This is a genomic window from Rhizobium sp. AAP116 (assembly GCF_001295785.1).
In the GTDB taxonomy this organism is placed as follows: Bacteria; Pseudomonadota; Alphaproteobacteria; order Rhizobiales; family Rhizobiaceae; genus Allorhizobium.
On record NZ_LJIB01000007.1, the window covers coordinates 256,530 to 269,696 of the forward strand.

A 13,167-nucleotide genomic window follows, 5' to 3' on the forward strand; every position below is an offset into this window, starting at 1 on the left:
TCAGCTCAGCGAGAGATAGAGAGGCGAGGGGCCGCGATCAAGCGGCCGGGACGCGGGGCAGGCGCGTTGCGAGGGGTCAGCCGTCCGTGCCGGCAGTCGATTTCGCCCAGTCCATGTAGAGTTCCAGTGCCTTGCGCGTCACCGGGCCTTCCTGGAACTGCGCGTCATCGAGACGCGTCACAGGCACGACCTTGGAATAATTGCCGGTCTGGAAGATCTCGTCGGCATTCATGAAGTCTTCGACCGAAAGCGTCACCTCTCGCACCTCGAAGCCGGCCTGGCGCAGTAGGCCCATGATGCGCGCACGGGTGATGCCCGCAAGGAAGGTGCGATTGGCGGCCGGGGTGAAGACCACACCATCCTTCACCATGAAGACGTTGGAGGAGGCCGTCTCCACGACATTGCCGTTCATGTCGCGCACCAGCGCATTGTCGAAGCCGCGTTTGCGGGCATCGATGATCATCCGACCGGAATTCGGATAGAGGCTGCCGGTCTTGGCGTCGGTCATGGCGCATTCCGGCGTCGGGCGACGGAAGGGCGAAAGCGTCAGCGAGGAGGGCTTGGCCGTGTGCATCGGCGCTTCAAACAGGCAAAGGGCAAACCGCGTCGATTCCGGATCAGCTGCGACCACCGAGCCCATCTGACCATGCTCGGCCCAATACATCGGCTTGATGTAGATCGCGGTCTTGCCGTCGAACTTGGCGATCCCTTCCCAGGCGAGACGCTCGATCTCCTCGGCCGCCATGGTCGCCTTCATGCCCATGTTGGCGGCCGAGCGATTGACGCGCTGGCAATGCAGGTCGAGATCCGGGGCAATGCCGTCGAACCAGCGCGCACCGTCAAACACCGTCGAGCCAAGCCACATCGCATGCGAGACCGGCCCGATCAGCGGCGGGTTGCCGGCAAACCATTCTCCGTCGACATAGGTGAAGGTGGGGGTGCGGGCGGATGTATCGACGGCCATGGCGGGTCTCCTGTTCTCGTTGCTTCGCAGCAAAGTCGCCTCAGGCTCCAAGGTCAAGGTGAAACACGCCCTCAGGACACGATTTGGCAACGATCCAGGTCAAAACCGCCGCGCGAGGTGGATTTCCACATGAATCCAGAAGCTTGGCTGATGGATCGATCAGTGCGCCTGATGTCCTGGCAGCCGAAGTGTCCTGAGCCGCCGATGTGGTTAAAGATCCTGTAACGGATTCCTGAAATATTGAACGAAGTTGAGATCGCGATCTTCGGTCTCGTGTACTGCGTTTTCTTGGGGGTCTTCATGAACAGGCTGCGTCTTATCGCCCTGCTTTCCGCATCGGTTGCGGTCTCGTCTTCGCCGGCCTTCGCCGATGGTCTCTTCTCCGGAAACTGGTATGTCACCCTCGGCGGCGCCGGCATCTCCGCGCCGACCTTCGAAGGCTCCAAGAACCGCAAGCTCTTCTTCCAGCCGATCATTTCGGTCGGCCGTGGCGGTGCGCCGCGCTTCTCCTCGCGCAACGACAATCCGTCTTTCGCAATCTACAACACGGACGTTCTGCGTGCCGGTGTTGTCGGCAAGTTCGTGCCCTCGCGCGACGCCGGTACTGACGATGCGCTGCGGGGCCTCTCCGAGGTCAAGTGGGGCGGTGAACTCGGCGGTTTCGCCGATGTCTATGTCACCGACTGGATGCGGGCCCGTGCCGAAGTGCGTCAGGGCATCCGCGCCCATGATGGCTTGGTCGCCGATATCGCGGTCGATGCCTTCACCGATATCGCGCCCGATCTCAGGGTCTCGGCCGGTCCGCGCATGACCTTCGCCACCAGCGGTTACACCAGCGCTTACTACGGCGTGGACGCGGCCGAATCTGCCGCGTCGGGGCTCAGCCAGTACAATCCGGACGGTGGCGTGACCTCCTATGGTGCGGGCGGGGCGATCACCTGGAACGCCACCGACAAGATCACCATGAGCGCCTTTACCGAATACAAGCGGCTCGCCGGCCCGGCTGCCGATTCGAGCCTCGTGCAGGAACGCGGCAGCAAGAATCAGCTGATGTTCGGCGTCTCTGCCAGCTATAAGTTCGGCGTCAGCTTCAACTGACGAAAAGGCCGCAGCCGATTTTGCAGCGGCGATGGGAGCGGGCGGTTTTCTTGAACCCGCCCATGCTCTATCAGTTGGGCCATGAGCACCACTGAGCCGAACATCGATCGCGTCATCGACGCGCCCTCCGACAACTTCGTCTATCGCATTCTGCCGCGATGGCTCTGGCCGCATGCCCAGCTCGCCCGCTGGGATCGGCCGATCGGCTGGCAGCTCCTGATGTGGCCCTGCTTCTGGTCCTCGGCGCTTGCCGCCAATGCGCTTGCGGCCGAGGGGCGCCTGAACCTTCCGCTTTTCGTCTTCCACCTCTTCCTGTTCTTCGTCGGTTCCGTCGCCATGCGCGGCGCAGGCTGCACCTATAACGACCTCGTCGACCATGAGATCGACAACATGGTCGCCCGGACGCGGTCGCGTCCGCTGCCGTCGGGGCGCATCTCGCGCCGCAACGCCAAGATCTTCATGGTCGTGCAGTCCCTGGTCGGGCTCGTCGTGCTCCTCTGCTTCAACAGCTTCTCGATCATACTCGGCATCCTGTCGCTCGCCGTCGTCGCGATCTATCCCTTCGCCAAGCGCTTCACCGACTGGCCGCAATTCTTCCTCGGGCTGGCTTTTTCCTGGGGCGGCCTGATGGGTTGGGCCGGCCTGCACGGCAATCTCTCGCTCGCTGCCATTCTCGTCTATGTCGGGGCGGTCGCCTGGACGATCGGCTACGACACGATCTACGCCCATCAGGACCGCGAGGATGATGCGCTGGTCGGCGTCCGCTCGACGGCGCGTCTCTTCGATCGCGACACCAAGATCTGGCTGAGCGGGCTCTATGGGTTGACGCTGGTGCTACTCCTGTCGGCCTTTATAGCTGCCGGTGCGGCTTTCCCCGCAATCATCGGCCTGTTGATTGCTGCTGCGCTCTTCGCCTGGCAGATCAAGGTGCTCGACATCGATGATGGAGCGCAGTGCCTGAAGCTGTTCAAGTCGAACAACCGCGTCGGCCTGATCATTTTCTTAGGGCTCGTCGCCGCCATTCCTTTCGCCTGAGCTTTGTACAGTTCTCGCTAATCCAGGCGCTGATCTCGTTCCATTTCGAGACGCCGGTAGCCGATGTCCCTCAAAAGCCAGAGGCCCGGAAGTTGCCTTCCGGGCCTCTGGCTGTTCAGTGTTGGGACGCGATCAGTTGCGTGCGATGATTTCCTTTCCGGAAATCTTCATGGTTACACCCAGCTTGCCGGTCGTGCGACGCACCAGGAAGCGCGGCCGACGCTCGGCGAAATAGGAGTGGCGGCGACGCGGCTGCGTTTCCTTGGTGCGGACATCGCCGAGATGCTCTTCAAGCGGACGAGCCACGCCATCGGCTTCGACCATCAGCATGGGAATGCGGAACGCATCAGCCCAGCCGCGCCAGTCGGCAGCGATATCGCAGAGATCATGAGCCACGAGCAGCGGAATGCAGAGATCCGGATCGTCGTGATGCAGTTCAAGCGTCACGGTGACTTCACCGTCGCCATGGTCGATGGCACGCGCGGCGACGCCCTTGAAGGCCCGCGCTGGAAGAGCAAAGGACAGCGGCAAGCCACTGCCGGGGAGGATCTTGCGCAGAACGGCGCCGCGCTCATCGATGGTGATCGTGACGTCGCCCAGAGCGCCCCGCAATGCGTAAGTCACCTGCTGGGGGAACCGCGAGGGATCCAGACGCAGAGTGGCGCCGGCCCATGCTGGCTTCAAAACCGTGTTCGTCATCTTCATGCTACCCTTGTTTTACCCGAGAGCGCGTCATGTGCTCGTCTGTTCGGGACTTTTCGTCCTCTGTGGGTGCAAGATAGCCAGCCGCTGTTGGAGACAGCTTAAAAGATGCGGTAAAGAAAACCTTGCGCGGTCAAATGGTTAGTTTTGTCGTACCGGTCACGGTTTCGAAAAGGTGAAACTCCTCTTCGATCTGTACCGACACGAAACGAATACCGCCTGACTGGTCTGATCATCGACTTTGGAGCGCAGAAACGACCTGAGGCTTCTTCATGAATTCATAAAGCTTGAGGCAAGGATTTTGCGCCATACTGTGATTCGCGCGCGCTGTGTTCTCTAAGGAATTCCGATGGTCTCGACCTATATGAGCTACAATCTCGTCAACCGTGACATCAAGGGGAGCATCAACCGCACCGCTTCCGATCCGGTTGTCGCGCGCCAGACCGAGTACTTCAAGGAGAACATCGGCAAGGTCACGAACCTCGAGGAATTCCTCGACGACTACCAGCTCTATTCCTATGCGATGAAGGCCCATGGTCTCGAAGAGATGACCTATGCCAAGGCCTTCATGAAAAAGGTGCTGGAAAGCGATCTCTCCGACGAAGCGAGCTTCGCCAACCAGCTGACCGACGAGCGCTACCGCAATTTCGCCGCCTCGTTCCAGTTCTCCGCGGAAAAGACGGATCTGCAGACGGACTCCCAGCAGGCGATATTGCTCGAAAGATACGAAGCCTCGCTTACGGCCCAGAGCGACACGCTGGAGGCGGAAGCCTTCTACTACGAGGCCGTGATCGACAACATCACCAGCGTCAGCGGCTTGGTCAACAATAGCCGCCTGATGACCTTCGCACTCGACGCCTATGGCATCGACGGCAACGTCTATACCAAGGATCATTTGACCAAGGTCATCACGAGCGACACCTCGGATCCGAACAGCTATGTCAATCAGTTGGTCGCCAATGGCGCTGCCAACGCGTCGAAATTCCTGAAGCTCGCCGAAGCATTCGACTTCAATGCCGATGGCTCGCTCTCTGGCGCGACTGCCCAGACGGCGGCCCAGAAGGAGGCCACCGTCTCGCTGTATGTCGACGAAGAGCAGATCTACGTCACCGATTACTATCGTCAGCGCGAGCGCGCCTATTATGAGCAGAAGATCGCGACGATCACGTCGGTCGATGAACTGACCGCCGATACGCGCCTGTTCAATTACGTCAAGACTGCATTCGAGCTGGGCTCGATGGGGGCTTCGACGTTCAAGCAGATCGTAACGAGCGACACCTCCGACCCGAACAGCTACGCGGCCACCAATGGCGGCGATGCGTGGGTGGCCATTGCCGGCAAGTTCAACTTCGCCAGCGACGGAACGGTCGAAAGCGGCATGACCGCGCAGGGTTCCACACAGCTCGCATCGACGAATTCGGGCTTTGCAACCTTCTACGACGATGCGGATGAAGAGCGCAAAGAGGCTTTGACCGAGCTCTTCAAGACCAATATCTCCGAGGCCGAAAACGTCGATGACATTCTGACTGACACGACGATGCGCCTTGTCCTGCAGCGTACGTTTGGTTTCGAGGCCAATGAATTCTCGGTGCGCGAACTGAGGCAGGCCCTGACCAGCGATTTCACCGATCCAAACAGTTTTGCCAACAAGTCGAAGGACACGCGTCTGATCGAGATGTCGAAGCTCTTCAACTTCGACGGCGAGGGCAATGCCGCCGTGCCGCTTTCACCGCACAATACGCTGACGGCGACGATGATCGCGAAGCAATATGTGATCAACGAAGTCCGCTTCCTCGACGACAACGAGAGAACCGCCGCACGCGAAGCCGCGACCAAAAAGGCCGAGGTTTACCAGGAGCGCATTCAGTCGATCGACACCGTCAAGGAGCTGCTCGCCGATCGCGACGTTATCGACGTGGTCATCGGCGCCTACGGCCTGGATCCAGAGGATGTCACCGATGACTTCCTCAAGCAGGTTTTCGCGTCGGACCTGTCCGACCCCAAGAGCTTCGTCAATCAGCAGCCGGACAGCCGCTGGGCCGAACTTGTCGCTTCCTTCAACTTTGACGCCAATGGCAATCTGACCCGCGAGACGATCGGTACGGTCCAGCAGCGTGGCGAGACCCTGGAAACCGTGAACAAGTATCTCCGGCAGACGCTGGAAGAAACCGAAGGCGCAAGCAACGAGGCTGTCCGACTGGCGCTCTATTTCGAGCGCACCGCGCCGAACATCACCGATGCCTATGGCCTCATCGCCGACGACGCGCTCATGGCGGTCTTCCGGACGACGTTCGGTTTCTCGGACGAGTTCTCCAACATGGACGTCGACCAGCAGGCGCGCATCATCAACGACAACCTCGACCTTGCCGACCTGCAGGATCCAACCAAACTGGAGCGGTTCTTGCAGCGCTACACTGCTATGTACGACACGGAAAACGCCAGTTTCAGCAATTCCGCCGTCTCCATTCTGAGCGGCGGCAGTGGCAGCATCTCGGCGGATCTGCTGTTCAGCCTGGCGCAGCTGAAGGCCTGATCAACGTTCATTCCCGCAACCCGCAGGCCTCTTGTCTGGGGGTTTGCTTTTGGTTATCGATATATCCGTTGGGATATATCGCTGCGGAGGGGCTTTGTGATCAACCGGTTGAAGACGAAAGCTTTGGCGCTGGCCATGCTCCTGGCAGTAGGCGTCATGATGCTTGCTCCGTCGGGTGGGCGCGCCGAACACCCGGTCACGGTCTTCGCCGCCGCAAGTCTGAAGGAGAGCCTCGAAGAGATTGCCGCTGCGTGGAAGCAAGCGGGCGGAACGGAGGTCCGGCTCTCCCTCGCTGGCAGCTCGGCGCTCGCCAGGCAGATCGAGCAGGGCGCGCCAGCAGACCTCTTCATTTCTGCCGATCTCAAATGGATGGACCACCTTCAGACGGTGGGCCAGGTAAAGGCGGACACCCGGGTGAACCTGCTCGGCAACCGGATCGTTCTTGTCGCGCCGACGGATGCGGCCACGACGGCGACCATCGCCCCTGGCTTCCCGCTCGCATCCCTTCTTGGCGATGAACGTCTGGCCATGGCCAATGTCGATGCCGTGCCCGCCGGAGCCTATGGCAAGGCCGCGCTCGAAAGCCTCGGCGTCTGGGAGAGCGTCAAGGACAAGGTTGCCCAGGTCGAGAATGTCCGTGCTGCCCTGCTGCTCGTCTCGCGCGGCGAAGCACCGCTCGGCATCGTCTACGAAACGGATGCCAGGGTTGATCCCGGCGTGAAGATCCTCGACCTCTTCCCCGAGGACAGCCATCCCGCCATCGTCTATCCGGCAGCTCTCACGACGGATAGCAAGAACCCGCGCGCCGCCGAATTCCTCGCTTACTTGCAGGGCGCGGACGCCCATGCCATCTTCATCGCCGCCGGCTTCACAGTCCTGGCCAAGACAAACTGACATGGCCACGACCAAGCATCCGGGATGCCACATTTGACCCTGACGGCCGAAGAATGGACCGCGATGTTGCTCAGCCTGAAGGTCGCGGCCGTTGCCGTGACCTTTTCGCTCCCTTTGGGTCTTCTCGTGGCCTGGCTTTTGTCGCGCAAGGAGTTCTGGGGCAAGTCGCTCCTCAACGGCCTTGTGCATCTGCCGCTGATCCTGCCGCCTGTTGTCACCGGCTACCTTCTTCTCATCACCTTTGGCCGCAGAGGCGCCGTCGGCGCCTTCCTGGAAGAGACCTTTGGCCTCGTCTTCTCCTTCAGGTGGACGGGAGCGGCCCTTGCTGCCGCCGTCATGGGTTTCCCGCTGCTGGTGCGTTCGATCCGCCTGTCGCTGGATGCCGTCGATCGTAAGCTGGAGGCTGCCGCTTCCACCCTTGGCGCACCGCCGCCTTACGTCTTCTTCACGGTGACCCTGCCGTTGATCCTGCCCGGCATCGCCGCCGGCGTTATCCTTGCCTTCGCCAAATCGATGGGCGAATTCGGCGCGACGATCACGTTCGTCTCCAACATTCCCGGCGAAACCCAGACGCTGGCATCGGCGATCTATACCTATACCCAGGTGCCCGGTGGTGACCTCGCCGCCATGCGCCTCACCGTGATCTCGATCGTCCTGTCGCTCGGCGCCCTCATCGCTTCCGAGTTTCTGTCGCGCCGCATTGCCGCCCGTGTGGGAGCCGCCTGATGCTGGAGCTGTCGATCCGCCATCGTCAGGGTGATTTCACGCTTGCAGCCGATCTTGCTGTGGGCGAGGGTCTGACGGCGCTGTTCGGCGCCTCGGGCTCCGGCAAGACGACGTTGATCAATATTGTTGCCGGCCTGATCCGACTTCAGGAGGGGCGCATCAGCTTCAACGGCGAGACCTGGAGCGACGCCTCGATCTTCGTGCAGCCACATCGCCGCCGCATCGGCTATGTCTTCCAGGAAGGGCGCCTCTTTCCGCATCTGACGGTCCTGCAGAACCTGTGCTACGGCGAACGCCTGCTTCCGCGCGCCGAACGCCGCGAGGATCTCACCCGCATCACGTCGCTGCTCGGCATCACCGACCTGCTCGCCCGCCGCCCGGCAAATCTCTCCGGCGGCGAAAAGCAGCGCGTGGCCCTTGGCCGTGCGCTGATGGCAAGCCCGAAACTGCTGTTGATGGACGAGCCGCTCTCGGCGCTCGATGGCGCGCTGAAGGCGCAGATCCTGCCCTATATCGAGCGCATCCGCGACGAATTCGGTGTGCCGATCCTCTATGTCAGCCACTCCGTCGAGGAGGTGGCACGGCTGGCGACGGCCGTCGTCACCTTCGACGCCGGCAAAGCGATCGCCGTCGGACGCCCCGATGAAGCGCTCGCAATGGTGGCTAAGGCCTCCGGCGACCTTCCGGCAGGTAATTTCATCGAAGCCGAGATCACCGGGCATCACGAGGACGACGGCCTGACAGAAGCGCTGTCGGCCGCCGGCCCGATCCTTCTGCGGCAAACGCCGCTGCCGGTTGGCACCCGTGTCCGCGTTTTCGTTCCCGTCTCCGATATCGTCGTCGCGACCGAGGCAGGCGAGGGGCTTTCGGCGCTTAACCGGCTATCGGGTGAAATCGTCGAGCTTGCCGAGCGCGACGGCGGCAGCGTAACGCTGACCGTCGATTGCCACGGCCAGGCTCTCATCGCAGAGGTAACACGGCGCTCGTGCCGCCAACTCGCACTCGCGCCTGGAATGCGCGTGCATCTGCTGTTCAAGACGGTCTCGATTGCCTCGGACGCTCTGTTTCGTCAGGCGCGAGGCTGATGCTTCAGCCGTCGTCGTCGCTCTTGCGGCCGCCGGCGACAAATTCCGCCGCCTGCATGCTTTCAAGCCAGGCGAGATCAGTCTGGAGTGCTTTGCGGCTCTCCGCATCCATGCGCCTGCAGGCGCCGATCAGCGACTCGCCGAACGGCGTCAGCCCGGCACCGCCGCCGCTTCTGCCCCCGTGGCGGGTGAAGATCGAAGGCTCCTTGAACATGCGGTTGATCTCGTCCGCCAGCAGCCAGGCCCGCCGATAGGACATGCCCATTGCCGCCCCCGCCGCCCGGATCGAGCCGTGCTCCTCAATCAGCAAAAGCAACTGCGCCTTGCCCGGCCCGAGCCTTGCGCCATTGGAAAGATCGATCCGGAGCGAAAGGCGAGGGGCGCCGCTCATGGTCTCAGCCGATTACCTTGCCGGGGTTCATGATGCCGGCCGGATCGAAGGCCTGCTTGATACGGCGCATCAGCTCCGTTTCGATCGCCGGTCGGCTGGCGGCAAGCTCGTCGCGCTTCAACTGACCGACGCCATGCTCCGCCGAAATCGAGCCCGTATGCTTGTGAACGACCGCATGCACCACGGCATTGACCTCGCGCCAGCGGCCAATGAACTCTGCCTTGTCGGCACCCACAGGCTGGCTGATGTTATAATGGATATTGCCATCGCCGAGATGCCCGAAGGCGCAGATCCGTGCATCCGGCATCAAGGCATGCACGGCGGCATCCGCCTCTTTGAGGAAGGCCGGGATGCGGGAGACGGGTACCGAAACATCATGCTTGATCGATCCGCCCTCCGGTCTCTGCGCTTCGGACATGCTCTCGCGCAGGTGCCAGAAGGCGTCCTGCTGGGTAAGCGAACTGGCGATCGCTGCATCAGACACGAGACCGGCCTCATGCGCTTCTGCCAAAAGCTCATGCATCATCGTATCTGCGGTTTCGGCCGAATCCGAAGTCGAGATGTCGATGAGCGCATACCAGGGATGGATCGAGGCGAGCGGGTCACGCACGCCGACAATATGCTTGGTGGTGAATTCCACGCCAATGCGTGGCATCAGCTCGAAGCCTGTCAGTGCCGAGCCGCAGCGCTGCGACGCCTTCTCGAACAGGGCAAGGGCTGCCTCCGGTGAAGCGAGGCCCGCATAGGCCACCTGCCGCCCGCGCGGACGCGGCACCATCTTCAAAACGGCGCCGGTGATCACGCCGAGCGTGCCCTCCGCGCCGATGAAGAGATCGCGCAGGTCGTAACCGCTATTGTCCTTCTTCAGGCGCCGTAGACCATCCCAGATCTCGCCCGTCGGCAGCACCACTTCAAGCCCAAGGCAGAGCTGGCGCATATTGCCATAGGCAAGCACCGCCGTGCCGCCGGCATTGGTCGCCAGATTGCCGCCGATCCGGCACGAGCCTTCGGATCCTAGCGACAGCGGAAACAGCCGGTCATGCGCCTCTGCCGCCTTCTGCACATCGGCCAGAACAGCCCCGCCATCGGCAACGATCACATCGGCGACCGGATCAACTTCCCGGATCTTGTTCATTCGCTCCAGCGAGAGCAGCACATCGTGTCCGTCCTCCCGCGGCACTTGCCCACCGACAAGTCCGGTGCGGCCGCTGACCGGCACGATCGATGTGCCCGTTTCAGAGGCGAGCTTGAGGATGGCTGAAACCTCCTGGGTCGAGCCAGGCTTCAGCACCAGCGGCGAGGCGCCGTGATAGAGGCCCCGGTTCTCCGTCAGATAGGGCTTGATATCATGGGCCGTGGTCAGGGCATTGGCCTCGCCGACGATATCGACGAAGGCGCGCAGACGGTCCGCAAGGCTCATGGTCACATTCATCTTTGTCATCCCCCCGAGCCACGCGGTGCAGCCGCCCGCATCAGCCGGTCATTGATCGCCTCACCCAGACCCTCGTCCGGGATCCGCGCCACGGCAATGCCCGCAGCCCCGCTTGCATCGGCACGCTTCAGATAATCGAAGAGATTGCTGGCCGCTTCAGCGAGGTCCGCCGTGGGGCTCAGGTTGAAAACGGCATGCGCGGTCGAGGCGCCGGATATGTCGTCGGGACCAAAGGTGATCAAGGCTTCCCGACCGGAGACCTCTGTCGCATTCAGTCGCACGGCAGCATTGGGCGCATAATGCGACGCCAGCATGCCCGGCGCCTCGATCGCTGCCGTTCCAGACGTCTTTGGACGCATGACCGACTTGCCCGTTACGGCCTCAATTGCCTCGACGGCGATGCCGCCCGGTCTGAGCAGCCTCACTTCACCGCCTTCGACTTTCACGATCGTCGATTCCACGCCGACGGGGCAGGGGCCGCCATCGACGATGACCTCGATCTTCTGGCCGAGATCGGCCTCCACATGCTGCGCCGTCGTCGGGCTGATCCGTCCGGAGGAATTGGCGCTCGGTGCTGCAAGCGGCCGGCCGAGACTGCGAATGAGCTCTGCGGTAAAGCCGACGGGGACGCGTATGCCCACGGTATCGAGCCCCGCGGTCGCCAGCGGATGAATGTCGCAATTGTCCTTGAGCGTCAGAACGAGCGTCATCGGCCCCGGCCAGAAGGCCTCTGCCAGTTGCCGTGAGATCGGATCGAAGTCGGCGTAGCGTTCCGCCATCTCGAGATCCGCCATATGGCAGATCAGCGGATTGAAGCGCGGCCGCCCCTTTGTTTCGTAGATCGACGTGATGGCCGCCGGATGGGTTGCGTCGGCTGCAAGCCCGTAGACGGTCTCGGTGGGGATTGCCACGGGAAGGTGGCGCAGCAGCACCTCGGTCGCCGCCGCAATGGCCTCCGCCTTGTCCTTGTCGGTAGCGATCGGGATGATCCGCGCCATTTTCGAGAGCCTTCCAGTCTGCCTTCGACCGTCCTTATCGCGTGCGGAAGGAGGCGGCAAACCTCTTTTCGGCCGAGCCAGGGGTAGTTTCTACCCTAATTTTTAAAGGGGAGCCCAAATCATTCGAATTTTAACTACCGGCGTAACTGAAAGAAAGAACTGTTCGCCTATGGTCTGGACTAAGAGACGGGAAAGCCTCATTCGGGGAAGTGGACAGATGCAGCAAGTCAAGAATCCGGCCGCCAGCATTGCGCTTCGTGTCGCGACCGCCATGCATCAGATGGGCATCGACGGTTTGCCGCGCAATTACGAACTGGTTTACGAGGCCTATTCCGGCAGCAATCCGGAACTTGTCCGCGAGTTCATTGCGCTGGGCAAGATCAAGACCCAGGAGGCCCTCGACGAACTCGGCCGCAAATACCTGCCGCACCACCATGAAGACGGGCTGCTGAGCCGCCAGAATGGCCAGGTTCGCGCCGAGATGAGCAATTTCATCAGTCTGCTGAACGAAGAGAAGATTTCGCTCACCGACTACGGCCGCGTCATCGGCCATGCTTCCAAGACCATCCTGACCGAAGCTGATCTCGAAGGTACGCCGCTCGGCCAGTCGATCAAGATGCTGAAGGCCGCGACCGAAAAGCGCGCTCACCAGAACAGCAATGTCGTGCGCGCCGTGGTCGACAAGACCGCAGCCCTTGCCGACCTGCAGCGCGAGGCCGAAGAGGCCGAAGCCGCGAAATTCGTTGATCCGGTCACCCGCCTTGCCAGCCGCCGTGCCTTCAACAAGGCGGTCGCGAAGATCTATGTGAACCCGGAAATGCCGGTACTCTGCGGTGTCGCCATCGGCGAAATCGACGACTATGCGCGCATCCAGGAGCAGATGGGCCCGGCCGTTGCCGAGCGTTTCCTGATGCAGGTTGCCAAGGTGCTGGAAGCCGTCTCCGGCGGTGGCGATCTCGCCTGCCGCTTCGATGCCGGCCGCTTCGGACTGCTGCTTTACACTTCGGACCAGGAAGAGATCAGCCGCGTGGTCGATCTCGTTCGCGCCAAGCTCAAGGCCACCAATTTCGTAGGCTCGTCGACCGGTGCCCGCATGGGCCAGCTAGGCATGTCCTTCGGCATCTGCTTCTCCGAGCAGGCCCCGAACGCCTTCGACTTCACCAACTTCGCCGAAAAGGCGCTCGCCACCTCGAAGGCAGCCGGCGGCGACACCGTGACGATCTACGGTGCAAGCGATTATGTCTCGAAGGACTGGCTGCTCTACAAGAAGAAGCCGGTGGGCGGTTTCGGCGCCTGAGCGTCGAAGTCC

The 13,167-nt window shown here is 61.8% G+C and carries 12 protein-coding genes; 7 read left to right on the forward strand and 5 right to left on the reverse strand.

Features of this window, described 5'->3' with window-relative positions; genetic code table 11:
* Nucleotides 1-76: 76 nt before the first annotated feature.
* A complete protein-coding gene (locus IP85_RS06620; protein WP_054148878.1) occupies nucleotides 77-964 on the reverse strand; it encodes a branched-chain amino acid aminotransferase in 888 nt (295 codons plus the stop codon).
* Nucleotides 965-1,264: 300 nt separating this feature from the next.
* Here IP85_RS06620 and IP85_RS06625 point away from each other — a divergent pair, with 300 nt between their 5' ends.
* Together IP85_RS06625 and ubiA are read left to right on the forward strand one after the other, a co-directional pair.
* Nucleotides 1,265-2,062, forward strand: coding sequence for a MipA/OmpV family protein (locus IP85_RS06625; protein ID WP_054148982.1), 798 nt, complete (start codon nucleotides 1,265-1,267; stop codon nucleotides 2,060-2,062).
* An 81-nt stretch (nucleotides 2,063-2,143) separates the two neighbouring features.
* On the forward strand, nucleotides 2,144-3,097 hold the full coding sequence (gene ubiA / locus IP85_RS06630; RefSeq protein WP_054148879.1) for a 4-hydroxybenzoate octaprenyltransferase: 954 nt from the start codon (nucleotides 2,144-2,146) through the stop codon (nucleotides 3,095-3,097).
* Between the two features lie 132 nt (nucleotides 3,098-3,229).
* Here the strand turns inward: ubiA and IP85_RS06635 are convergent, their stop codons facing one another.
* Nucleotides 3,230-3,796 carry a DUF6101 family protein gene (locus tag IP85_RS06635; RefSeq protein ID WP_054148983.1) on the reverse strand — a complete coding sequence of 189 codons (567 nt, stop codon included), beginning with the start codon at nucleotides 3,794-3,796 and terminating at the stop codon, nucleotides 3,230-3,232.
* Nucleotides 3,797-4,148: 352 nt separating this feature from the next.
* Between IP85_RS06635 and IP85_RS06640 the strand changes: the two genes are divergently transcribed.
* The 4 genes from IP85_RS06640 (at nucleotide 4,149) to modC (ending at nucleotide 9,037) form a co-directional block, all read left to right on the forward strand.
* Nucleotides 4,149-6,332 (forward strand): DUF1217 domain-containing protein, encoded by a 2,184-nt coding sequence (locus IP85_RS06640; protein ID WP_054148880.1) that lies wholly within the window; start codon nucleotides 4,149-4,151, stop codon nucleotides 6,330-6,332.
* A gap of 135 nt (nucleotides 6,333-6,467) precedes the next feature.
* Nucleotides 6,468-7,226 carry a molybdate ABC transporter substrate-binding protein gene (modA, locus tag IP85_RS06645; RefSeq protein ID WP_054148984.1) on the forward strand — a complete coding sequence of 253 codons (759 nt, stop codon included), beginning with the start codon at nucleotides 6,468-6,470 and terminating at the stop codon, nucleotides 7,224-7,226.
* Between the two features lie 24 nt (nucleotides 7,227-7,250).
* Nucleotides 7,251-7,952 carry a molybdate ABC transporter permease subunit gene (modB, locus tag IP85_RS06650; RefSeq protein ID WP_054148881.1) on the forward strand — a complete coding sequence of 234 codons (702 nt, stop codon included), beginning with the start codon at nucleotides 7,251-7,253 and terminating at the stop codon, nucleotides 7,950-7,952.
* Nucleotides 7,952-9,037, forward strand: coding sequence for a molybdenum ABC transporter ATP-binding protein (gene modC, locus IP85_RS06655; RefSeq protein WP_054148882.1), 1,086 nt, complete (start codon nucleotides 7,952-7,954; stop codon nucleotides 9,035-9,037). The genes modB and modC overlap by 1 nt, the downstream gene beginning before the upstream one ends.
* Nucleotides 9,038-9,041: 4 nt before the next feature.
* Here the strand turns inward: modC and IP85_RS06660 are convergent, their stop codons facing one another.
* From IP85_RS06660 to IP85_RS06670, 3 genes are read right to left on the reverse strand one after another with little or no spacing between them, the layout of a single operon-like run.
* Nucleotides 9,042-9,428, reverse strand: coding sequence for a LysR family transcriptional regulator (locus IP85_RS06660; protein WP_054148883.1), 387 nt, complete (start codon nucleotides 9,426-9,428; stop codon nucleotides 9,042-9,044).
* A gap of 4 nt (nucleotides 9,429-9,432) precedes the next feature.
* Entirely contained in the window at nucleotides 9,433-10,860 is a 1,428-nt protein-coding gene (locus IP85_RS06665) for an FAD-binding oxidoreductase (RefSeq protein WP_054148884.1), read from the reverse strand.
* Nucleotides 10,861-10,865: 5 nt separating this feature from the next.
* Nucleotides 10,866-11,858: an L-threonylcarbamoyladenylate synthase gene (locus tag IP85_RS06670; protein WP_054148885.1), complete on the reverse strand. Its 993-nt coding sequence runs from the start codon at nucleotides 11,856-11,858 to the stop codon at nucleotides 10,866-10,868.
* 217 nt (nucleotides 11,859-12,075) lie between these two features.
* Between IP85_RS06670 and IP85_RS06675 the strand changes: the two genes are divergently transcribed.
* Complete coding sequence (locus tag IP85_RS06675; protein WP_054148886.1) at nucleotides 12,076-13,155, forward strand: diguanylate cyclase; 1,080 nt, start codon at nucleotides 12,076-12,078, stop codon at nucleotides 13,153-13,155.
* Nucleotides 13,156-13,167 lie beyond the last annotated feature (12 nt).